Annotated in this window: 19 protein-coding genes; 9 read left to right on the top strand and 10 right to left on the bottom strand. The window is 63.6% G+C overall.

Features of this window, described 5'->3' with window-relative positions; genetic code table 11:
- Positions 1–111: 111 nt before the first annotated feature.
- Positions 112–2,019, bottom strand: coding sequence for a phospholipase D-like domain-containing protein (locus JG743_RS14475; RefSeq protein WP_202301521.1), 1,908 nt, complete (start codon positions 2,017–2,019; stop codon positions 112–114).
- A 204-nt stretch (positions 2,020–2,223) separates the two neighbouring features.
- On the opposite strand from JG743_RS14475, the gene JG743_RS14470 reads away from it, so the two are divergent.
- The 5 genes from JG743_RS14470 (at position 2,224) to JG743_RS14450 (ending at position 10,123) form a co-directional block, all read left to right on the top strand.
- Positions 2,224–3,801, top strand: a complete 1,578-nt coding sequence (locus tag JG743_RS14470) for a trimethylamine methyltransferase family protein (RefSeq protein WP_202301519.1) — start codon at positions 2,224–2,226, stop codon at positions 3,799–3,801.
- Positions 3,802–3,965: 164 nt separating this feature from the next.
- The gene (locus tag JG743_RS14465) at positions 3,966–4,451 is read left to right on the top strand and encodes an endonuclease domain-containing protein (RefSeq protein WP_244673141.1); all 486 of its coding nucleotides are present in this window, start codon (positions 3,966–3,968) and stop codon (positions 4,449–4,451) included.
- Positions 4,448–7,018 carry a GcvT family protein gene (locus JG743_RS14460; protein ID WP_202301515.1) on the top strand — a complete coding sequence of 857 codons (2,571 nt, stop codon included), beginning with the start codon at positions 4,448–4,450 and terminating at the stop codon, positions 7,016–7,018. The genes JG743_RS14465 and JG743_RS14460 overlap by 4 nt, the downstream gene beginning before the upstream one ends.
- A 197-nt stretch (positions 7,019–7,215) precedes the next feature.
- Positions 7,216–8,751 (top strand): ArnT family glycosyltransferase, encoded by a 1,536-nt coding sequence (locus JG743_RS14455; RefSeq protein ID WP_244673140.1) that lies wholly within the window; start codon positions 7,216–7,218, stop codon positions 8,749–8,751.
- Positions 8,752–8,770: 19 nt separating this feature from the next.
- Complete coding sequence (locus JG743_RS14450) at positions 8,771–10,123, top strand: M24 family metallopeptidase (protein WP_202301513.1); 1,353 nt, start codon at positions 8,771–8,773, stop codon at positions 10,121–10,123.
- A 2-nt stretch (positions 10,124–10,125) separates the two neighbouring features.
- Here JG743_RS14450 and JG743_RS14445 read toward each other — a convergent pair whose 3' ends face one another.
- Together JG743_RS14445 and JG743_RS14440 are read right to left on the bottom strand one after the other, a co-directional pair.
- A complete protein-coding gene (locus tag JG743_RS14445) occupies positions 10,126–10,926 on the bottom strand; it encodes a phosphate/phosphite/phosphonate ABC transporter substrate-binding protein (RefSeq protein ID WP_202301511.1) in 801 nt (266 codons plus the stop codon).
- Positions 10,927–11,018: 92 nt separating this feature from the next.
- Positions 11,019–12,020 (bottom strand): fatty acid desaturase, encoded by a 1,002-nt coding sequence (locus JG743_RS14440; RefSeq protein ID WP_446720894.1) that lies wholly within the window; start codon positions 12,018–12,020, stop codon positions 11,019–11,021.
- Positions 12,021–12,258: 238 nt separating this feature from the next.
- Between JG743_RS14440 and JG743_RS14435 the strand changes: the two genes are divergently transcribed.
- Together JG743_RS14435 and bmt are read left to right on the top strand one after the other, a co-directional pair.
- The gene (locus tag JG743_RS14435; RefSeq protein ID WP_202301506.1) at positions 12,259–13,101 is read left to right on the top strand and encodes a helix-turn-helix domain-containing protein; all 843 of its coding nucleotides are present in this window, start codon (positions 12,259–12,261) and stop codon (positions 13,099–13,101) included.
- An 87-nt stretch (positions 13,102–13,188) separates the two neighbouring features.
- Positions 13,189–14,205 carry a betaine--homocysteine S-methyltransferase gene (gene bmt / locus JG743_RS14430; protein WP_202301504.1) on the top strand — a complete coding sequence of 339 codons (1,017 nt, stop codon included), beginning with the start codon at positions 13,189–13,191 and terminating at the stop codon, positions 14,203–14,205.
- Positions 14,206–14,223: 18 nt separating this feature from the next.
- Here bmt and JG743_RS14425 read toward each other — a convergent pair whose 3' ends face one another.
- The 6 genes from JG743_RS14425 to JG743_RS14400 form a co-directional block, all read right to left on the bottom strand.
- Positions 14,224–14,511 carry a hypothetical protein gene (locus JG743_RS14425; protein ID WP_202301502.1) on the bottom strand — a complete coding sequence of 96 codons (288 nt, stop codon included), beginning with the start codon at positions 14,509–14,511 and terminating at the stop codon, positions 14,224–14,226.
- A gap of 271 nt (positions 14,512–14,782) precedes the next feature.
- Positions 14,783–16,909 (bottom strand): vWA domain-containing protein, encoded by a 2,127-nt coding sequence (locus JG743_RS14420; protein WP_202301500.1) that lies wholly within the window; start codon positions 16,907–16,909, stop codon positions 14,783–14,785.
- A gap of 2 nt (positions 16,910–16,911) precedes the next feature.
- On the bottom strand, positions 16,912–17,472 hold the full coding sequence (locus tag JG743_RS14415; protein WP_202301497.1) for an RNA polymerase sigma factor: 561 nt from the start codon (positions 17,470–17,472) through the stop codon (positions 16,912–16,914).
- Positions 17,473–17,548: 76 nt separating this feature from the next.
- Complete coding sequence (locus JG743_RS14410) at positions 17,549–18,280, bottom strand: dienelactone hydrolase family protein (RefSeq protein ID WP_202301495.1); 732 nt, start codon at positions 18,278–18,280, stop codon at positions 17,549–17,551.
- Positions 18,281–18,375: 95 nt separating this feature from the next.
- The gene (locus tag JG743_RS14405) at positions 18,376–19,059 is read right to left on the bottom strand and encodes a 4Fe-4S dicluster domain-containing protein (RefSeq protein WP_202302617.1); all 684 of its coding nucleotides are present in this window, start codon (positions 19,057–19,059) and stop codon (positions 18,376–18,378) included.
- Positions 19,060–19,151: 92 nt separating this feature from the next.
- Complete coding sequence (locus JG743_RS14400) at positions 19,152–20,726, bottom strand: trimethylamine methyltransferase family protein (protein ID WP_202301493.1); 1,575 nt, start codon at positions 20,724–20,726, stop codon at positions 19,152–19,154.
- A gap of 275 nt (positions 20,727–21,001) precedes the next feature.
- Between JG743_RS14400 and JG743_RS14395 the strand changes: the two genes are divergently transcribed.
- Positions 21,002–21,700, top strand: a complete 699-nt coding sequence (locus tag JG743_RS14395; protein ID WP_202301491.1) for a corrinoid protein — start codon at positions 21,002–21,004, stop codon at positions 21,698–21,700.
- A gap of 81 nt (positions 21,701–21,781) precedes the next feature.
- Here JG743_RS14395 and JG743_RS14390 read toward each other — a convergent pair whose 3' ends face one another.
- Positions 21,782–21,916, bottom strand: coding sequence for an EncA/B family entericidin (locus JG743_RS14390; protein WP_202301489.1), 135 nt, complete (start codon positions 21,914–21,916; stop codon positions 21,782–21,784).
- A gap of 52 nt (positions 21,917–21,968) precedes the next feature.
- Between JG743_RS14390 and JG743_RS14385 the strand changes: the two genes are divergently transcribed.
- Complete coding sequence (locus JG743_RS14385; RefSeq protein WP_202301480.1) at positions 21,969–22,610, top strand: DUF1638 domain-containing protein; 642 nt, start codon at positions 21,969–21,971, stop codon at positions 22,608–22,610.
- Positions 22,611–22,616: the final 6 nt, after the last annotated feature.

The raw sequence follows: 22,616 nt of genomic DNA, 5'->3' as shown, positions 1-22,616 counted from the left end.
CCCTCGGGCGGCATGCGATCCGGCTAGCGGCTCGGCACGGCAAAAGGAAGGGCCGGTGGCGAAATCCGCTTGCGCCAACGGCCAGACGCTTGGGGGTCACTCAGACAAAGGTTACGGGAAGTAGCGGGCGATCGCCCCCTTCTTGCCGTCGGCATAGGGCTTCAGCCACTTGTCGTCGATGGAAATCCCATCGTCGGCCGAGGGGCCCTTCCCGATCGTCCGGCGCCAGGCGCGGAACTTGTAGTGGTCGAAGACGTCGAGCATGTGCACCGCATAGGCAGCGGCGAACGTCTTGTCGCCCTCGACAATGACCAGGTTCTCGTCGTTCTCGTAGGACGCCTTGTAGCCGAGGTTATGGCTGCCGGTGATGACGGTCGCGTTGTCCTCCATCGGGTCGATGATGACGATCTTGTCGTGCACGATGGCATGGCCGACGGTCAGCACCTCCGCCTGGAAATCGCGGGCGATCGTGGCGCCGGTCAGGTTCGCCGCCCTGACGATCGAGACGTTCGGCGCCTCCCAGACCTTCTCCGGATAGACGAAGGGCGATTTGCCGTCCTTGTTCGATTTGTGGGTCACCGGATCCTTGGTCGGCGCGACATAGTTGGGCATCGCAGTCTCGTCGCTGATCGCGCCCTGCACGATCAGCTTCGGGTCCGCCTTCGCCGCCGCGACCGCCTGGTCGACGATCGAGTTCTCGCCGAGCCGCGACGGATTGAACACGAGAAAGAGCACCGCGCGCTTCGCCGCCTTGATGCGGACAAAGACGTCATCGAGGTCGACCGGGCGCACCGAGATGTCCTTCTTGCTGCGCTCGGGATCGTTGGGCGAAAACCACACTGTCATGCCGTCCAGCGCTGCTGTAGCGCCGTCCAACGGGCTCGCAAGGTGGTTTTCCTCGCGGAACGGCACGCCCTGCTTTTGCGCCACATGTCCGGCGGCGCTTTCGCTCGCCGGCGGCGGGAACACATCGGCCTTCATGCGCTCCCAATAGGCATTGAACACTTCCGCTATCGCCGGATCGTCGCGGATGAAGGCGTTGTTGGACTGGCCGCAGATGCCGGTCGAGGTCCAGTTGGTGCTGCCGGTCATCATCGCCTGCGGTTTGCCCTGAGCATCGCGATAGACCGCGAATTTGTTGTGGCCGATATGGTTGTTGTTGAACAGGCGGTCCGTCACCGCGACGCCCTCGTCGCGCAGACGCTTCCTGAACGGCGCGTTGCCGAAATCCCATTCCTTGGTCTGATCGTCCTTGCCCGAGTTGGAAAGGATCACCTCGACGACATCCTTGGCGGCGACGATGGCGTCGCACAATGCGTCGTCGCCAAGCTCGTAGAGCGCAAGCCTGACGGAGCCGTGTTGGCTCTTGGCGCGCTCCAACAAGCTGGTCAGTACCTCAGGCACATCGCCTTGAAGATAGGCGCGTATCTTGCTTTTCGGATTCTGCAGTTCCGCCCTGATCTTGTCGCGCTGCCCGACCTTGATGCCGGCTTCCGCCAGTGCGCGCGACATCCACTGCGTCGACAAAACGCCGTTGGTAAAGGCGACCCGCGCCTTGCCGAACATCTGGCCGAGGAAGATCGGCGGGCTGACGGCGCCCTGGCCGAGATAGCCGAGCGGCCGCGGCGTTCCGGTATAGGCAGGTTTGCCGTCCACCACCTGGTCAGGACGCACCGGCACAGGTTCGAGGCCTGGCTTCATGTCGCCGACCGGGCGCACGCGATAGGCGATCATCTCGCCTTCGGGCCTGATCGTGATGCTGTCGCGGCGCCGGCGCACCGTGAGGTCGCGCCAGAAGGTCTTCTGAACCGGCCAGACGCCGGTGTCCTGGGGTATCCACCTTGGATTGCGCTGTCCCTTGAACGGCACCCACGCCGCCAGGCAGCGCTCCTCCCCGGTGTCCGGATAGAGGCGGACGATCTCGAAGCCGAGGCAACCTGGGATCATCCCGTCAATATCCCAGGCCAGGAAGGCGACCTCGTTGTTGGTCGCCGCACGCACTTTGATGACGTCAGGCATAGCTTCCCCCCGCAAGACGCTCGGCGTGCAAGTATAGCAGAAGTAAAAGACGGAACTGTAACAGGCTTCACGTTGCGCGAGGCTAGGCGCCCGGTAGCCCTTCCATCATGTCGCTTCCCTCGCCCTAGTGGTCGCCGCCTCCGTACCAGTGGCATTGGCGGCGGTCCATTATGCCGCTCACTTTCGCATTCCATGAGGCTTTTCATGACCGCTGCCCTTCACCCCGCCGAACCGGCACTGGCAACTGATCGCGCTCGCCGTGGCGGGCGCGCGGGCAAGCGCGCCGGCGGCTTGGCGGCGTTCGAACAGCCGCCCTTCCGCCAGTTGAGGAACCCGCTGACGCCGACCAGGCTGGTCTCGGACGACGAGCTGGAATCGATCCACCTCGCCTCGCTGCGGGTGCTGAAGGAAATCGGCGTCGACGTGCTGCATGACGAAGCGCGCCGCATCATGAAGCAACATGGCGCTGATGTGACCGAGGGCAGCGAGCGGGTGCGCTTCGACAGCGACATGATCTTGGATCTGATCTCGAACTGCCCGTCGGAATTCACACTGCATGCCCGCAACCCGGCGCACAATGTGCGCTTCGGCGGCAACAATGTGATCCTGTCGATGATGGCCTCGGCGCCGAACTGCTCCGATCTCGATCGCGGCCGCCGCCCGGGCAACCAGGCCGACTACCGCAACTTCCTGCGCCTGGCACAGATGCACAACATCCTCAACTGCACCGGCGGCTATCCGGTCGAGCCGACCGATATCCATCCGTCGGTGCGCCACCTCGAATGCATCCGCGACCTCGCCACGCTCACCGACAAGGTGTTCCACATCTATTCGCTCGGCAAGGAGCGCAATGTCGACGGCATCGAGATCGCCAGGATCGCGCGCGGCGTCAGCCATGAGCAGATGCTGGAAGAGCCTTCCGTCTTCACCATCATCAACACCAACTCGCCGCTCAAGCTCGACGTGCCGATGATGGAAGGCATCATCCAGATGTCGAGCAAGGGCCAGGTCGTCATCGTGACGCCGTTCACGCTGTCGGGCGCGATGGCGCCCGTCACCATCGCCGGCGCGCTTGTGCAGCAGAATGCCGAAGCGCTGTCGGGCATCGCGTTCGCCCAGATGGTGAAGAAGGGCGCGCCGGTCGGCTATGGCGGCTTCACCTCCAATGTCGACATGAAGTCCGGTTCACCGGCCTTCGGCACCCCCGAATACATGAAGGCGCAGCTTGTTGGCGGCCAGCTTGCCCGCCGCTACAACATCCCCTACCGCACCTCCAACACCTGCGCGGCCAACACCGTCGATGCGCAGGCCGCCTATGAAAGCGTCTTTTCGCTGTGGGGCGCCATCCAGGGCGGCGGCAATCTCATGATGCACGGCGCCGGCTGGCTCGAAGGCGGCCTGCGCTGCTCCTACGAGAAGACCATTCTGGACATCGACCTATTGCAGATGGTGGCCGAATTCCTGACCCCGCTCGACCTTTCTGAAGAAGCTCTCGGTTTCGACGCCATCCAGTCGGTCGGCCCCGGCGGTCACTTCTTCGGCACCCAGCACACACAGGACCGCTACAAGACTGCCTTCTACTCGCCGATCCTCTCCGACTGGCGCAATTTCGAGACCTGGGCCGAAGCCGGCTCGCCGACGGCGCTGGAAAAGGCCAACAAGGTCTGGAAGGAACGGCTGGCGTCCTACGAAGAACCCTATCTGGACCCGGCGATCCGCGAAGAGCTCAACGACTTCGTCGAGAAGCGCCGCGCCGAAGGCGGCGCGCCGACCGATTTTTGATCATTTATGTTGTTGGTGAGCTGATCCTTCGTATGGACTTGATGAACGGTCGACCCCCACTCCGTCGAGCTGCGCTCGACACCTCTCCCCCGATCGACGGGGGAGAGGAAAGGCGTGAGTTTATGTCGGCTGGCGCCCTTCCTCTCCCTCCGGAGGGGGGAGAGGTGGCGCCGCGAAGCGGCGACGGAGTGGGGGAAGCCGTTCATGAAACGCGCAGCCGCCGCAAAACAGGGACAACGAAGCGAGCACGCAACCTGCGGCAGTCAGGCAACCAAGCGGAAGCATTGCTTTGGCTTGAACAAAAGGCGCGCAAGCTTGGCGGTTATCGCTTTACGCGCCAGCTTTCCATCGGCCCTTTTTTTGCCGACTTCGCTTGCCGCGAGAATTGGCTTGTCGTTGAAATCGACGGCCACCAACACGCCGGCAGCACATATGACCGCCGCCGTGACGACTTCATGCGCGCTCAAGGTTATTCGATCTTGCGCATCTGGAACCATGACGTCCTGAAACATCGTACTTCCGTCTGTGAAACCATCCTTGCCGCGCTTGATGGCAGGCTGGCCGAAAACATCGCGGCATCCGATCTCCGCTTTGTTTTCACGCCCCGCTCCCTCGATTCAATCTCTTCAAAAACGGACCTATCTTTATGAAATCTCACGTCAAAGCGGTTGTCATCGGCGGCGGTGTTGTTGGCTGCTCGGTGCTCTACCATCTGGCCAAGGCCGGCTGGACCGACATCATGCTGATCGAGCGTTCGGAATTGACCTCGGGCTCGTCCTGGCATGCGGCGGGCGGCTTCCACACGCTGAACGGCGATCCCAACGTCGCCAAGCTGCAGGCCTACACGGTGCAGCTCTACAAGGAGATCGAGGAGATCTCCGGCCAGTCCTGCTCGCTGCACCTGACCGGCGGCGTGATGATGGCGGATACCCCTGAGCGCATGGACTTTTTGCGGCTCGCCCACGCCAAGGGCCGCTATCTCGGCATGGACACCGAGCTGATCACGCCGTCGGAAGCCAAGGCGATGTTCCCGCTGATGGACGAGAGGAACTTCGTCGGCGCCATGTGGGACCCGGTCGAAGGCCATCTCGATCCGTCCGGCACGACCATTGCCTATTCCAAGGCGGCGAAGAAACTCGGCGCCGAGATCGTGCTGCGCAACCGCGTCGTCGAGCTGACGCAGGAAGTCGACGGCACCTGGAACGTCGTCACCGAGCAAGGCACGGTCCACGCCGAGCATGTGGTCAACTGCGGTGGGCTGTGGGCACGCGAGATCGGCCGCATGGTCGGCGTCGAACTGCCGGTGCTGGCGATGGAGCATATGTACCTGCTCACCGAGCCGATGCCGGAGGTCGAGGAATTCAACAAGTCGACCGGCCGCGAGATGATCGGCGTGCTCGATTTCAAGGGCGAGATCTACACCCGTCAGGAGCGCAACGGCATCCTGCTCGGCACCTATGAGAAGGCCTGCAAGCCGTGGTCGCCGGTCAACACGCCCTGGGATTTCGGCCATGAACTGCTGCAGCCCGACATCGACCGCATCGCGCCGTCGCTGGAGATCGGCTTCAAGCATTTCCCTGGCATCGAGAAGGCCGGCATCAAGCAGATCATCAACGGCCCGTTCACCTTTGCGCTCGACGGCAACCCGCTGGTCGGCCCGGTCCAGGGCCTGACCAATTTCTGGTGCGCCTGCGCCGTCATGGCCGGTTTCAGCCAGGGCGGCGGCGTCGGCCTCGCGCTCTCCAACTGGATGGTGCATGGCGATCCGGGATTCGACGTCTGGGGCATGGACGTCGCCCGCTTCGGCGAATGGGCCAGCCTGCGCTACACCAACGCCAAGGTGCGCGAGAATTATTCGCGGCGCTTCTCGATCCGCTTCCCCAACGAGGAGCTGCCGGCCGCCCGGCCGGCGCAGACGACGCCGCTCTACGACACCATGCTCGCCAACAATGCCGTCATGGGCGACTCGTGGGGCCTGGAGACCCCGCTCTGGTTCGCGCCGAAAGGTACCGAGCCGAAGGACATCGTCTCCTTCCACCGCTCCAACGATTTCGGTCCGATCGGCGAGGAGGTGCGCGCCACGCGCGAGAAGGTCGGCGTCACCGAGATCGCCAATTTCGCCAAATACGAGGTCTCCGGACCGGCGGCCGAGGATTTCCTCAACCGGCTGATGACCAACCGCATGCCGAAGACCAGCCGCATCGTGCTGACCCCGATGGTCAACGAGTTCGGCAAGCTTATCGGCGACTTCACCATCGCCAAATCCGGCGAGGACCGCTTCATGATCTGGGGCTCGTCGGCCGCGCAGAAATACCATATGCGCTGGTTCGAGAAGCACCTGCCGAAGGACGGTTCGGTGCGCATCCACCGCTTCGACCAGACGCTTGTTGGGCTTTCGATCGCCGGGCCGAAATCGCGCGACCTGCTGCAGAAGCTGGTGGATGTCGACATCTCCACCAAGGCCTTCCGCTTCATGGATTTCCGCGAGATGGCCGTCGGCGGCGCGCCCTGCATGGTCAACCGCATCACCTATACCGGCGACCTCGGCTACGAGATCTGGATGGCGCCCGCTTATCAGCGCCTCGTCTACAAGGCGATCAAGGAAGCTGGCGAGGAGTTTGGTCTCGTCGATTTCGGCATGCGCGCCCTGCTCTCGATGCGCCTTGAAAAGAACTTCCCGACCTGGTTCCGCGAACTGCGCCCGATCTACGGGCCGTTCGAAGGCTCGATGGACCGCTTCATCAAGCTGGAGAAGAACGACTTCATCGGCCGCGAGGCGTCCGCCAAGGAGCACGCCGAGGGCCCGAAGCTGCGCCGCGTCTCCTTCATCGTCGATGCAGCCGACGCCGACGTGATGGGCGACGAGCCGATCTGGGCCAAGGTCAGCAAGGACTACGGCACGGTGGAGAAGCCGCATGGCTATGGCGCGCCGCGCTTTGACACATCAGGCAAGGAAGTGCGTGGCTCCAGGGCCGCCGAAGGCGCCTCCGCCGTGCGCGGCATCGTCGACGGCGACTGGCGTGTGGTTGGCTGGGTCACCTCGGGCGGCTACGCGCACTACGTCCAGAAATCGATGGCGCAGGGCTATGTTCCGGCGGCATTGGCCGAGGACGAAAGCGCCGGCCTGTTCGAGATCGAGATCCTCGGCCACCGCCGTCCGGCCCGCATCAATGTCGAGCCGCCCTTCGACCCGAGCGGCGAGAAGATGCGCACGTAGAGCGGTTCAGCTTTTGATAGAACCGCTGACCCGCTCTAAGTATTTGTTTTTACGCAATTCCGGACGAAAAACCGCTCCGCACTTTTCCTGGAATTGCTCTAGCAAGGCGACATGACGTGCTGGATCGTGTAGGTGGCTTTTCGACCAAACACGGTCCAACCGGCCATTGGCGTATCCGCGATGGGAAGACCACGTCCTTGCAGTATCTAGAGAAATGGACCGACTGGCTTTGCGACGACAAAGCCGGTCCATTCAATGCCGGGCTCGCTTTCGTCGTCCTATATTGCGTCGTCCAGGTCGTGGTGATGACGCTGTCGTCCCACTGGGCGGGCACTGGCCTCGGCGTCGATGAATCCGAACAATTGATGGTGATGCGGGTCCTGGCGGCTGGCTACGGCAGCTCGCAACCACCGCTCTACACCTGGCTTGCCCACTTGACGGCCTCGCTGGTCGGAACCAGCATCCTCGCCCTCAAGATCGTGAAGTATGGTCTGCTGGCCGGAGGGCTCGCCGCATACTTCACCGCGGTACGCCGGCTCGGCTTCTCGAATCGTGCAGCCGCCGCTGCCATGTTCGGCCTGCTACTCTTTCCGCAGATCGTCTGGGAAATGCAGCATGCCCTCACCCACTCGCTCGCCATAGTCTGCTTTTCGTCAGTGCTGTTCCTCGCGCTGGTCGAGGTGCTGAAACGGCGATCCGTCGCCGCCTATGCGTTGTTTGGCCTGGCAACGGCCGCGGCGATGCTGTCGAAGTACAACAATGTGATCTTTCTCGCGGCGCTGTTCGTGGCGGCGCTGTCGCTGCGTGAAACGCGCGAGGCGATCTTCGACCGCCGCTTCCTGATCAGCGTGGTGGTGGCGATCCTTGCCTGTCTCCCGACATTGCACTGGAGCCTCACGCATCTTGAAGACCTGCTGTCGCATAGCGATGGCTTCGGCGTTGCCGAGGGTGGCAGCGCGGCGGCGACGGCATCGCTCGGCGTGTTCGGGTTGGTCAAGGCGATACTCAATTTCGCCGGGCTTCCGATTGCGATCTTTGCCGTTGCGTTCTTGCTGGCAATCAGGAAATCCGCGCCGCCGTCACAGCCCGGACCCTGGCCTGAGAAACTGCTCTGGCGCGCGATTGCTTTTGCCTTGCTGATCACGCTGCTGCTCGTGCTGGCAGGTGGCGTGACTCAATTTCGCGATCGTTGGATGCTTCCCGTTTTCATTTTGCTGCCCGCAGCCCTTGCCATGCGCCTGGATGCGATGGGCGACAGGGGCAGGAAGACGCAAGGTACGATCGTCTTCGTCGGCGCCGTCCTTGCCATGCTGGTGCTGCCGGTAAGTTGGTACATGCAATTGTATGGCGGAGAAAACCGCGGGCGCATCGTGCGGATGGACTACCATTCGCTTTACAGCCAGCTGACCTCCGACGGGCCGGTTCGCACCGTGATCTCAAGCTGGTTCTGGGCCGGCAATTTGCGCCTGGTCGACCCCGATCTCGTCGTGCTCGACGACGAGATACCCGAATTCGCCCAGTCGATCCGCGAACCGGCCGTGCTTGTCCTGATGGACGACCAGGAGCCGAATTCGGTAATTTTCGACAGGATCACCAAGGCCGGCTATGCGATGGACACCATCCATCGGCGCGTTGCGGTGCCCCAGTTGCTTGGCAGCATGCCGCCCACGCGCCAAGTGACGGTCACGAGATTGAAGAAGGTGGCCGGCCCGACCGCTGGCGCCACGCAATAGCAGCCCCAGGGGAGCCCGCATGGAGACGCAACGCTTCGGCCGCCATCGCAAGATCATGCCGTTCGAACCGGATGCGGCCGGCTCCGTCGAGGCGCTGCGCGAGGTCTCCCGCCAGAAGGCCGCCTCGCTCAACCAGCATGTGCTGGGTTACGGCGCGCTGGCCGAGGCCGAGTGGCAGGCGGCCGGCATCGCCGCTCCCGATCTTGCGGCCATGCGCAAATATCGGCTCGACAGAATCCGCGCCGAGTTGAAGCGGCGCGATTATGCCGGCGCGCTGCTCTACGACCCCGTCAACATCCGCTACGCGACCGACTCGACCAACATGCAGCTCTGGGTCGCGCACAATCCGACCCGCCACTGCTTCGTCGCCACCGAGGGACCGGTGGTGCTGTTCGACTATTTCTCCTGCGAGCACCTGTCCGATAATTCCGGCGTCGTCGACGAGGTGCGGCCGGCCGTGTCGTGGATGTATCTCTACAGCGGCGAGCTGACGCCGCTGAAAGTCCGTCGCTGGGCCGCCGGCATCGCCGATCTCGTGGCCGAACACGGCGGCGGCAACCGCCGCATCGCCGTCGACCACATCAATCCGGAAGGTGTCGAAGAGCTCGCCCGTCTCGGCGTCAGCATCGGCAATGGCGAGGCGGTGATGGAGAGCGCACGGCTGATCAAGTCGCCTGACGAAATCCTCGCCATGCGCCGCGCCATCGTCGCCTGCGAGGCGGCGATGGGTGAGATGGAACAGGCGCTGAAGCCAGGCATTTCCGAGAACGAACTGTGGGCGGAACTGCATCGCGGCAACATCGCTCGCGGTGGCGAATGGATCGAGACCCGGCTCCTGTCTTCGGGTCCACGTACCAATCCATGGTTCCAGGAATGCTCGTCGCGCGTTATCGAGGACGGCGATCTCGTCGCTTTCGACACCGACCTGATCGGCCCGTATGGCTTCTGTGCCGACCTCTCGCGCACCTGGCTCTGCGGCGATGGAAAACCGTCGAACGAGCAGCGCGATCTGTTCCGCATCGCCGCCGACCAGATCGCCCACAACACCGAGCTGATGCGGCCGGGCATTTCCTTCCGCGAGCTTGTCGAGCGTGCAGCGGTGCCGCCCGGCGACTGTTTCCCGACCCGCTACGGCGTGCTCTTCCACGGCGTCGGGCTGGCGGACGAATATCCAACGCTGCCGCATGCCAGCGACTGGACCGAGGATACGCCGCACGGCGTGCTCGAACCCGGCATGGTGCTGTGCGTCGAAAGCTATATCGGCCGCCTGGGCGGACGCGAGGGCGTCAAGATCGAGGAGCAGATCCTGATCACCGAGACCGGCAACCAGCAGCTTTCGAGCTATCCGCTCGACGAGCGCTTGCTGGGCTGAGCCTATCCGAGGCTGGCGATCGCTTCGCGCAGCGCCGCCACCGTTTTCTGCGGTGTGGCGCGCGCGGTGATGAACGGCAGGCCTTTGCGCCGCCTGGTCCAGCCGACGACCTTCACGCGCCGTGCCGCAGGCTCGAAGCGTTTGGCCAGCGCCCAGCTTTCGCAGTCGATCGCCGCGACATCGGCCCTGCCCTCGGCAACGGCGACGATCGAGGAGCGATGCCCGCCGCTCTGGATCTGCGAAGCAAAAATGTCCAGGCTTTCGCCCGTCGCCTCCAGGTCGCGCGTCAGCCCGAGCAGGCCCGACATGGAATCCGGATCGTTGAAGGCGAAGCGCTTGCCGCGGATGAGATCGAGCGGGATCGAGGCGTTGCCGTCGGCCGGCGACGCGACGGACGATCCGCCGTCCGCCCGCATGACGATGGCGCTGGAATAGAGTTCGCCCTGCCCGCCCTCGACGGCATCGTAGCTGGGCTGGCCGATCACCTGGACATGGCTTGCGAGGCCAAGCTCCATCGGCCCCCAGCAGGTCTGACCGAACAGCAGCGCCGGATGCAACCAGAGCCCATGGAAATCGAGTTCGTCCGCCGGCAGCGTCGCAGGATCGGGCGCGACGACCTTGCCGGCACCGTCGCGAATGCCGCCGGGCACCGGCGGCAGGTCGCCGTTGGCGCGCGCAAGCAGCTCAGGCGCATCGATGCCCTTTTGCCTGATGGCTTGGCGCAACCGTGCCCATTGCGCATCGACCTCACCCCTGGCCTCGGGCCAGTCATACATCGGCAAGGCCGCAACGAATTCGCTCATGCCTGGATTTGACCGCTGTTTTGGAAAGCTGACAAGACCACGGGCGCGAGCCGCCCGCCGTGTGGAATGCCGCCAGGGCGGCTATGCCGGGATCATTCCTTCGGCGGCTCGGCCGGAACCGGCGCGCTGCCCAGCCCATTCACGTTGCGCGCCCGAACCCTCGGTTTGAACGCCCGGCCCGGCTCCGGCGCGCGCCGCAGCACCGGATGGACGATCGGCTCCTTCGCCTTGAAGGCATGCGCCTTCAGCAACGCGAAATAGTTCGGATAGGTATAGCCATTGTTCATCCGCAGCCATTCGTCGCGACGGTCGCGGAACAGCTTCGGCAACCTGTACCAGGCCACGGTCGGGCTCTTGTGATGGACGAAATGCAGGTTGTTGTTGAGGAACAGGAAGGACAGCGGCGAGCGCTCGACAATCACCGTGCGTCCTTCCGGATGCTCCGACCACTGATGCTCGGCATAGGTGCGGATCGAGATCATCGACTGGCCGAGCCAGACCGGCACCAGGATGTAGAGCCAGAGCGGAATGCCGAAGCCGAACGTCACGATGGCCACCACCACGGCAAGGCCGACGGCATGCAGCAGCCATGCCTTGCGGATCGTCTTGTCGCCGGCAGCAATCTGCTTGGCGTCGTCAATGAAGAAGCCGATCGACGACAGCCACGGACCGAGAATGAGCCGGCCGACCATCGTGTTGTTGATCTTCAGCAGGAATTTCATCGCCGGCGGCAATTCCTCATGCATCCAGAGCGCCTGGTAGTAGCTCTCCGGATCGTCCAGCGGATCGGTCAGCCGCTCGTCGGCATGGTGGCGAAGATGGATTGTCTTGAAGCGGCGGAACGGCCACACCATGCCGATCGGCAGGAAGACGAAGGCTTCATTGATCCGCGCATTGCGGGTCGGATGCCCGTGCAGAACTTCGTGCATCAGCGAGGATTGCAGCGCGGCGGTCAGGGCCAGGACGCCAAGCGCCAGAAGCGGATAGGATGGCCAGAGAAGGAAGCCGGTGGCGAGCCATGTGCCGTAGCAGAAAAGTGCGAGGAACACCGTCGGCCATTCGATTGCCGCTGCACTGCTGTGTTTCTTAGTCATGCTTGCCATGCGATCGACTACTGCCCTTCCAGTCGCCGGAACCACTTTGATTCCTGACAGCATTGTGTCAGGAGCCTGCCGTTGCCGCAACGCGACAAAGCGCACAAACTGTTGCGAGTGCGCATTTTCAGCCGCATATGTTATACATTGTAAACAGGCTTAGGGATTCATTTACGCCTGGGACGCGACTTCGACCGCCTCAGAGCAAATTTTTCCTCCCAAGCAAGGAATGGCGCCAATGGACAAGCGTGATCTCTCGACCCTCTTCCGCGAACGCCTGAAATTGCTCTTGACACGCTCCGACCTGAACCAGTCAGCCTTCGCGACGGCGGTCGGCATCGACCGCTCGGCGCTGTCGCAATTGCTCTCCGGGACATCGACCCGCCTGCCGCGCGCCGAGACGCTGCTCAACATCGCCGCCGAGTTCAAGGTGTCGCTCGACTGGTTGCTGGGCCTGAGCCATGACGAAGGCGTCACCGGCGAAATCCGCGAGAGCCTGGAGATCGAGGAGGCGCCCGACGGCTTCGACCGCACGCTGCTCGCCAAATGGCACTCGGAGGCAGCGGGAACGAAAATCCGCTACGTGCCGGCCGGCATCCCGGACCTGCTGCGCACCGAGGCGCTGGTCGAATACGAAGCCGGCATCACCAACAAGAGCCGCGAGGCGCAGGCGGGCGAGACGCAGTACCGCATCGACTATACCAGGCGCCCGGAGACCGACATGGAAGTCTGCATGCCACGCCACACGCTGGAGATCTTCGCGCGCGGCCTGGGCGTCTGGGACCGCTTCCCCGAGGCCGACCGCCGCAAGCAGCTTCTGCATATGGCGACGCTGCTCGACGATCTCTATCCGACCTTCCGCCTGTATCTCTATGACGGGCGCATGCGTTACTCGATCCCCTACACCATCTTCGGGCCCTACCGCGCCGCCATCTATGTCGGCGACATGTATCTGGTGCTGAACGCCACGCAGCCGATCCGCACCTTGACCAGCCATTTCGACAATCTGATCCGCGCCGCCGACATCAATGCGCATGAGGCGGCCGCCTTCGCGCAGAGGCTGGCTGAGGTACGATTTTGATGGCTGACCGCCGGCTTTGAGATTGACGTCATATAAAGAGTTCTTTATATCCTTATCTCAGTTAGAACTCCCGGAAGGCGTAGTCCCATGACCAATCCCATCGACGCGCTGCTGGCCGAAAAGGGTGTGCTGCTGGCCGACGGCGCCACCGGCACCAATCTGTTCGCGATGGGTCTGGAAGCCGGCGAGGCGCCGGAGCTGCTGAACGAGACCGCGCCCGACACCATCGCCAGTCTGCATCAGAACTTCGTCGACGCCGGCGCCGACATCATCCTGACCAACTCCTTCGGCGGCACTCGCCACCGGCTGAAGCTGCACCATGCCCAGGACCGCGTGCACGCGCTGAACAAGCGCGCCGCCGAGATCGCGCGCGCGGTTGCCGACAAGGCCAGCCGCAAGGTGATCGTCGCCGGATCTGTCGGCCCGACCGGCGAATTGCTGGTGCCACTTGGCGCCATGACCTATGACGAGGCTGTCGACGCCTTCGCCGAGCAGATCGAGGGCCTCAAGGCGGGCGGCGCCGAAGTCGCCTGGATCGAGACCATGTCGGCGCCGGACGAGATCCGCGCCGCGGCGGAAGCCGCGATCCGCGTCGGCCTGCCCTACACCTACACCGGCTCCTTCGACACCGCCGGCCGCACCATGATGGGGCTGCTGCCGAAGGACATACACGGCGTCGTCGACGGGCTCTCCCAGAACCCGCTCGGCGTCGGCGCCAATTGCGGCGTCGGCGCGTCCGACATCCTAGGCTCGCTGCTCGATATGACCGAGGCCAGGCCGGAGGCGACTGTGATCGTCAAGGGCAATTGCGGCATTCCGGAATTCCGCGGCACCGAGATCCATTATTCCGGCACGCCGGAGCTGATGGCCGACTATGTCCGGCTCGCTGTCGATGCCGGCGCAAAGATCGTCGGCGGCTGCTGCGGCACCTCGTTCCAGCATCTCGCCGCCATGCGCAATGCGCTCGACGCCCACACCAAATCCAGCCGCCCGACTATCGAGACGATCGTCGAGCGCATCGGTCCGATGCGCAACAAGGTGGCGACGCCCAACACCGCCGAGACCAGCGAAGCCCGCCGCGAACGCCGTCGCGGGCGGGCCTGAACCGACCGGCCGTTTCGGCTATTCGCTGTTTTCGGCGTAGCGCGAGAGCGCTGTCTTGATGTCGGTGGTGCTGCCGGCGTCGCTGCCCATCGTCACCAATGCGCCCGATGCGCCGGGATCGCTGATCTGCTCCAGCATGACGCGGAAGCGGTCGTTGTTGAGGGCCGACATCGCGGTGGTGCGGGCGGCATCGACATCACTCTTGATCCGCCGGGCTTCCGCCGATGGCATCGGTGAAGCGGTCGCACCCGGCGCCTGCGCGTCCCTTGCCGCCGGCGTCGAATTCGCGATGTACCTGATCTGCAATTTTGGCCCCCACAAGCCTGTGTATTAGCTTTTCGTAACAAGAGGGGATTTCGATCATATTCCAGAAAAACCACGCAATTTAACGATCTGCCGAAAACGGAGGCCAGATACAGGATCTGTTGAGATTCAGGTCAGGCCGGCCTCACCTGATTATCGACAGATCCGAAAAAAGGCCGGCAAGGTTTCCCTCGCCGGCCTGCCTCACCCGCCCGTAGGCCGGTTCCCCGTATCAGAACGATCCCCGTCTGAAAGGAACCGGCCGTTATTGCCACTACCGGTTACCGCCCAGCGCCGAGGCAAGGCGCACAAGCGACAGGAATTCCGACCTGTAGCCAAACGGATCGGCTCCTCGGGCGGCGGTGGCAATCTCCATGATCTTGTCGTAGCCGAACTTCGCGGTCGCATCCTCGTCGCGCAGCTTCTGGCCGAAGGCCGCGACCGCGACGGAGAAGCGCTGGTCGGTGCCCGCCTGGTCGAAGGACTCGACCTCGTTGGCCGACGTCACCGGCGTGGTGATCAGCTTCGAGGTGTCCTCGTTGGGCAACTTGTAGCGGATCTTGACGAAGGCATATTCGTCGGCATTGGCGACGCCGCCATTGTTGACTGTCGCCTGGCCGTAGCGCAGCGGGTCGATCTGCTCTCCGCCGCTGCCCTTCGGCGTGATCTCATAGATCGCCGTCACCGAATGGCCGGAACCGATATCGCCGGCATCGACGCGGTCGTTGTTGAAATCCTCGCGGTTGAGCGCGCGGGTCTCATAGCCGATCAGCCGGTATTCCGAGACCTTGTTCGGGTTGAACTCGACCTGGATCTTGACGTCCTTGGCGATGGTGAACAACGTCGAGGAGGCGTCCTCGACCAGGACCTTCTCGGCCTCGGCGAGCGTGTCGATATAGGCGGCGGTGCCGTTACCGTTCTGGGCGATGGTCTGCATCATCTGGTCGTTCAGATTGCCGCGCCCGAAGCCGAACACCGACAGGAAGACGCCGGTCTTGCGCTCCTGCTCGATCAACCGCTTCAGGTCGTCGTCATCTGTCTGGCCGACATTGAAGTCGCCGTCTGTGGCCAGCATCACACGGTTGACGCCATCCTTGACGAAGGATTGCTGGGCAAGCTTGTAAGCTTCCCGGATGCCCGCCTCGCCCGCCGTCGAGCCGCCAGGCTGCAGGTGATCGATGGCCGACAGGATCTTGTCCTTCTCGGCGACCTTGGTCGGCATCAGCACCGTGCCGGCGTCGCCTGCATAGGTGACGATCGAGACGATGTCGTCGGGCTTCAGCTTGCTGACCAGCAGGCGGAAAGCCGACTGCAGCAGCGGCAGCTTGTCCTGTTCGTTCATCGAACCCGACACGTCGATCAGGAAGACCAGGTTGGCCTTCGGCTGCTCGGTCGGCTTGACGTCAAAACCCTTGATGGCGACGTGCATCAGCTTGGTGTGCTCGTTCCACGGCGTCGGCATGACGCTGACGGTCGAGTTGAACGGCGTCGAGGCCGCATCTGGACCCTTCCAGTCATAGGGGAAGTAGTTGATCATCTCCTCGACGCGGACCGTATCGGCCTGCGGCAGGTAGCCTTCCTTCAGCGAGCGCTGCACGAAGGAATAGGAAGCAGTGTCGACGTCGATCGAGAAGGTCGAAACCGGATCCTCGAGCGCGGCGTGCACCGGATTGGTCTTGAAATCCTCGACGCGGTCGCGGTTTTCCTCCTGCGGCAGCATCTGGTCAGCCGGCAGGGTCGAAGGCTGCGCCATCAGCTTGGATTCGGCGGCGGTGCCGGGCACACGGCCGGCGCGCGCGGCGTCCACGGGGGCCGCGGCGCCATTGAGCGCGACCTCGCCGCTGGCCGTCGGCGCAGGCGCCGGCTCGGAGCGCTGAAGCGCATCCTGCTTCGCGAGGCCGCCGGCTTCGGACTTCGGCGGCGATGCCGGCGCAACGAGCGCTTCCGTGGCGTCGCGGCTCTCGTTGTCGGTATCCTTCTTCTGCTTGTCGGCCTCGGCAATCGGCTTCAGCGTCGCTAGCTCGTTTGTCGCCGGCCCTTTCGCCGCTGGCCCATTCGTCGCAGGCTTGTCGGCCAGCGTCTCGGTAATCTTCTCGTCGCCGGCAATCCGCGGCGGCGGTTCCCTCAACATCTGCAAGGTGGCGTATCCGGCGATCGGCAGGGCGACGAGCCCGGCAATGGCCGGCGTGGCGATCAGTTTCTTTTGCATGATCTCTCTCCAGAGCTTTTGTGCTCGCTCTGTGAGACGAAGCCCACTGGCCGATCCTTGGGCGGCGACGGAGATTTTTTCCTCTTCGTCGAAGGCCTGCATGGCGGCGGCGATAGCACGCGCCTTCGCCTCGGCGTCCGGTGCCGGTGCCATGATGTTGCGCAGCCTCTCGAGTTCGTTGTCGTCGACCATGGTCACACTTCCCCGGCTGAACGCATCAACGTCTTCAGCCGTTTCTTCGCTTCATGGATGTGCCAGGAAACCGTCGTCTCCGAGATTGCCATCGCCTCGGCGGCGTCCGCGTGGCTGAGCCCCTCGCCATAGACGAGCAGGACCGCATCGCGTTGCTTGTCCGGCAGCTTGCGTACTGCCGCCCACAGCGCTTCGGCCGGGTCCTCGGGTTCCGCCGCCGCCTCACCCGCGATCAGAGCATATGCGCCGTAGGCCTCGGTCTTCACGGTGTCGCGGGCGCTCTTGCGCATCATGTCGCGCGCCGCGTTCAGCGTCATGGTGTAGAGCCACGTCGTGAACGCGCCCTTGCCGTGGTAGTCGCGGATCGCCCGGCCGAGCCGGACGCAGACTTCTTGGGCGATGTCCTCGGCGTCCGCCTTCCTGCCACACCAGCGATAGGCGGCGCGATAGACGAAGCCATAGTGCCTTTCGAGCAATTTGCCGAAAGCACCCCTGTCTCCGCCCTTCGCCCGCCCGATCAATTCGGTGTCGGAGGCTTCGCCTTCGTCCAGCATCATCGCCATCATTTGCCTGTTGGACGAAGGCTAATGGCTAATCCTTGGGGTTATGGAAAGATTTTTTTGCCGGCGGAGGCTGCGCCTAGCCCAGCGTCTCGGCAAAGAGCGTCGTCAAGCGCTTCCAGTGGCGCTCGGCGCCGGCAGCGTTGTAGACGCTGTGATCAGCGACGCACCAGCCGTGGCCCATTCCCACATAATTCTCGATCGCGTGGTCGACCTCGGCCACTCTCAGCGCTTCGGCCAGCCGCGCCGACTGCTCCGGCGGAAAGCTGCGGTCGACACCGGCAACGCCGACATAGACCCTGGCCTTGATTGACGCCGCCTTGCGATGCGGGCTGTCGGCGGTATCGCTGGCCAGATTGCCGCCATGGAAGCTCGCCGCGGCAACGATCCGGTCCGGATAGCTCGCCGCCGCGTTCAGCGCCCGCGCTCCGCCCATGCAGTATCCGACGACGCCGACCGGACCGGTGATCCCCTCGGCCGCCAGCGCATCGAGGAATGCGGCGCCGTCGCGGATGGTCATGTCCTGTGTCGTGCCGCCGCTCAGCGCCGACAGCGCGGCCTTGGTCTTTTCATCGGCAAAGGCGGTCTTGGGGTCGAACGGACCATAGGGCGCGTTGCGGTAGAAGAGATCGGGAACCAGCGCGGCATAGCCATGCCCGGCGAGGCGCTCGGCCATCTGGTCGAGCGTCGGACGCGGGCCGAAAATATCCATGTAGAGGATGACGCCAGCCTTGGCCGGGGCGGCTGGACGAAACAGCCGTGCCTTCGCCGTGCCATCCTGGGTCTTGATCTCGATGTCCTGCCTCGTCATTGCGCGCTCCGCGTGTTGCCAGGCGATAGATATCCGCGCCGGCCGTCAGGGCAAGCCACGACATCGCAATCGCAGTCAAGTTTGCGTGCGGCTGCCTAAAGGCCGGCGAACGCCGCCATGTGGAAGGCCTGGACATCGGCCGGATAGCGATAGTCGGCGCCATAGGGACAGGCGTTGCGGTCGAGGCAGCCGCCAGTGCGGCAAGGCGCTCCATCGCCGCGCACATGCGCCAGACAGGCCTGGTACGCGAAACCCTCCGCCGAATAGGCGTCGACCGGACAGGATTTCAGGCAGGGTTTTTCGACACATGCGTCGCAAAGATGAATCGCCGCGTCAGCTTCGGGGATAGCGATCGCCTCCTCGAACAGCAGCGCGCCGCGGTAGGCATGCCAAAGACCGAAGTTTGGATGCATGAGGATGCCGAGCGGTGACGGCCTCAGCCCCTCCGCCCGCATCGCCCATTGCTGGAACGGCAGATAGGGCATGTCTGAGGGCGACACGGCCCGCGCACCGACCTTATCCGCGACAGAGCCGATCACCTCGCGCGCCCATGTGTCGAGCGGATTGGCAATGGCCTGCGGCTGCCTCTCCCGCCACTGCAGGAAATGCGGCCAGGGAGCACTGCCCGCTTGCCCGACCAGCAGGACCGACTTGGCGGGCGCGCCGGAGCGTCCGGCAGGTGCCGTGTCTTCGCCAGTGAAACGGAAGCCGCCGCGCAGGATCAGGCCATCAACCGCGAGCGCGGCCGCGATCTCGTCGACCGTGCCGCGCGAAGACATCATCCCTTCCGGTCCGGCTCGGAGAATGCGCTCCGCCAGACTTCCTTGTGGATGATGTCGGCCACTTTAGCCCGGCCTGACTCGGGCTCCTTTCAGGTGAAGGCGTCGGCCATCGAGCCCTTCTTCTTGGCGATGAACTCGTTCAGGGCTTCGTCGATCGCCGGATCGAGGTAAGGCGCCTCGTAGCTTTCCAGCCAGCGGCGGGCGAGCTCGTTAGCGCGCTGCGGTGCCGTCTTCTCGCCTTCGGCCAGCCACTGCTCGTAGGAATTGTTGTCGGCAATGTTCGAGCGGTAGAAGGCGGTCTGGAAATTCGCCTGGGTGTGGTCGCAGCCGAGATAGTGGCTGCCCGGACCGACCTGGCGGATGGCGTCCATCGCCTGGCCGTTCTCCGACAGGTCGACACCTTCGGAGAATTTCTGGGTCATGCCGAGCTGGTCGATGTCCATCATGAACTTCTCGTAGCAGGAGGCGAGACCGCCCTCGAGCCAGCCGGCCGAGTGGAGGACGAAGTTGGTGCCGGCCAGAATGGTCGAGTTCAGCGTGTTGGCGCTCTCGTAAGCAGCCTGCGCGTCCGGGACTTTCGAGGCGCAGAGCGAGCCGCCGGTACGGAACGGCAGGCCGAGGCGGCGGGCAAGCTGCGCGGCGCCGTAGGAGACCAGCGACGGTTCCGGCGTGCCGAAGGTAGGCGCGCCCGACTGCATCGAGATCGACGAGGCGAAAGTGCCGAACAGCACCGGCGCGCCGGGCTTGATCAGCTGCGTGAACGAGGCGCCGGCCAGCACTTCGGCCAGCACCTGCGTCAACGTACCGGCGACCGTCACCGGGCTCATCGCGCCGGCAAGAATGAAGGGCGTGACGATGCAGGCCTGGTTGTGGCGCGAATAGACCTTCAGCGCGCCCAGCATGGTCTCGTCGAACACCATCGGCGAGTTGGCGTTGATCAGGCTGGTCAGCACGGTGTTGTTCTCGACGAAGTCATCGCCGAAGACGATCTTGGCCATCGCGACCGTGTCCTCGGCGCGCTCCGGCGCGGTCACCGAGCCCATGAACGGTTTGTCGGAATATTTGATATGGCTGTAGACCATGTCGAGATGGCGCTTGTTGACCGGCACGTCGACCGGCTCGCACACCGTGCCGCCCGAATGGTGGATCGACGGCGCCATGTAGGCGAGCTTCACGAAGTTCCGGAAATCCTCGATCGTCGCATAGCGCCTGACACCATTAAGGTCGCGCACGAAGGGCGGACCGTAGACCGGCGCGAACACCGTCGCGTTGCCGCCGATCTGCACCGAACGCTCGGGATTGCGCGCATGTTGGGTGTAGACGGAGGGCGCGGTCTTGAGCAGCGAGCGGCAGAGCCCCTTGGGGAAATGCACGCGCTCGCCCTTGACGTCGGCGCCGGCCTCTTTCCACAGCGCGAGCGCCTCGGCGTCGTCGCGGAAGATAATGCCGATCTCTTCCAGCACCGTGTCGGTGTTCTTCTCGATCAGCGCAAGCCCTTCCTCGTTGAGGACCTCATAGACGTTGATCTTGCGCTTGATGTAGGTGAGCTGGGTGCCCGGACCGCCGCCCGAGCGCGCTGCCCGGCGCGCCGCAGCGCCACTGCCAGCGCCGCGCCCGCGTCTGCCGGTTGACGGCTCCTGCTCGACTGCCGCGTTCTCGCTCATGATCGTTCTTCCCTGACTTGTTCTGGCCTTGAAGTGGATTGCGGCCGCGTGCGGCTGCTTCTCGCCGGATCGTAGCCATGCACCCTATTCGAAACGGCCAGCCAGCGCCAACGCCTGTCGCAAAATCGACAAGAATTCCAATAGATTTGCGGTCGCTTTCCTTTTGCGGGAAGTCGCAAATCAGCTATGGATACGCGGCCCTCGCGGGTTAGGTATTGGCGCATCGATTTTTAGGCTGCCACAGTCGTTCAGAGCAGCAAGGAGCCCGAGAAAAAATGTCCGACGACGAGATCATCCTTTCCGAGCTTTCCGACGACGAGCTCGTGCAGCAGATGCACGACGACCTTTATGACGGCCTGAAGGAAGAGATCGAGGAAGGTACCAACATCCTCCTCGAGCGCGGCTGGGTGCCTTACAAGGTGCTGACCGAGGCGCTGGTCGAAGGCATGCGCATCGTCGGCGAGGATTTTCGCGACGGCATCCTGTTCGTGCCGGAGGTGCTGTTGTCGGCCAACGCCATGAAGGCCGGCATGGCCATCCTGCGTCCGCTGCTGGCCGCCACCGGCGCGCCGAAGCAGGGCAAGATGGTGATCGGCACCGTCAAGGGCGACATCCACGACATCGGCAAGAACCTCGTCGGCATGATGATGGAGGGCGCCGGCTTCGACGTCATCGACCTCGGCATCAACAATGCGGTCGAGAAGTATCTGGACGCCATCGAGCAGCATCAGCCCGACATCATCGGCATGTCGGCGCTGCTGACCACCACCATGCCCTACATGAAGGTGGTCATCGACACGATGAAGGAAAAAGGTATTCGCGACGACTATGTCGTGCTGGTTGGCGGCGCGCCGCTCAACGAGGAGTTCGGCAAGGCCGTCGGCGCCGATGCCTATTGCCGCGACGCGGCGGTGGCGGTCGAGACCGCCAAGGACTTCATGAAGCGCAAGCACAACGTTCGCGCTTCCGCCTGACCCAAGGCATCAGGTTGGATTGCAAAAGCCGCGCCTTGCAGCGCGGCTTTTTCGTTCCCAGATGATGGATGAGGCTGAAGATCAGTTGACAGTGTCTTTGACCGCCCTTGCCGTCGATTTGACATCCTTGCCGACACCCCGAATGGTGTTGGCGCAGGCGGTAAGTGCAAGCGCACAGGCAAGCATGGCCATCGGCGCGACGCGTAGCAGTTTCATAGACGGTGTCTCCTTCGACAGATATTAGCCCCGCAGCGAAAGCCAGCTCGACTTGGTCAAAACGCAAAAAAAGGAACCGAATCAAACGGACAGGCTGCTCGTCATCGCCTGCGGGATGATCGCGCGCGAGGTTCTGGCCGTCAAGCAACAGCTCGGGCTCGACCATCTCGACCTGACCTGCCTGCCGGCCGAGTTCCATTTCTATCCCGACCGCATCCCGCCCGCGATGGACAAGGCGATCGAAAAGGCCAAGGCCGAGGGCTATCGGCACATCTTCGTCGGCTATGCCGACTGCGGCACCGGCGGCACGCTCGATCGGGTCTGCGAGAAGCACGGCGTCGAGCGCATGGCCGGGCCGCACTGCTTTGCCTTCTACCAGGGCATGGATGCCTACACGAAGGTCGCCGACGACGACATGATGTCGTTCTACATGACCGACTTCCTCTGCCGCCAGTTCGATGCCTTCTTCATGAAGCCGCTCGGCCTCGACAAGCATCCCGAGCTGATCAAGGACTATTTCGGCAACTACCAGAAGCTGGTCTACATCGCCCAGACCGACGACCCGGAGCTCGACAAGGTCGCCGAGAAGGCGGCGGTCCTGCTCGGCCTGGCCTACGAGCGCCGCTCGACCGGGTATGGCGATTTGACGGGCGGTCTGGCGCGGGCGGCGGCACATCCGGTGGAAGTGCGTTAGTCCCCC

Origin of the sequence: Mesorhizobium sp. 131-2-1 (assembly GCF_016756535.1) — a bacterium.
GTDB lineage: Bacteria > Pseudomonadota > Alphaproteobacteria > Rhizobiales > Rhizobiaceae > Mesorhizobium.
This window is presented reverse-complemented; position numbering and strand designations above follow the sequence as displayed.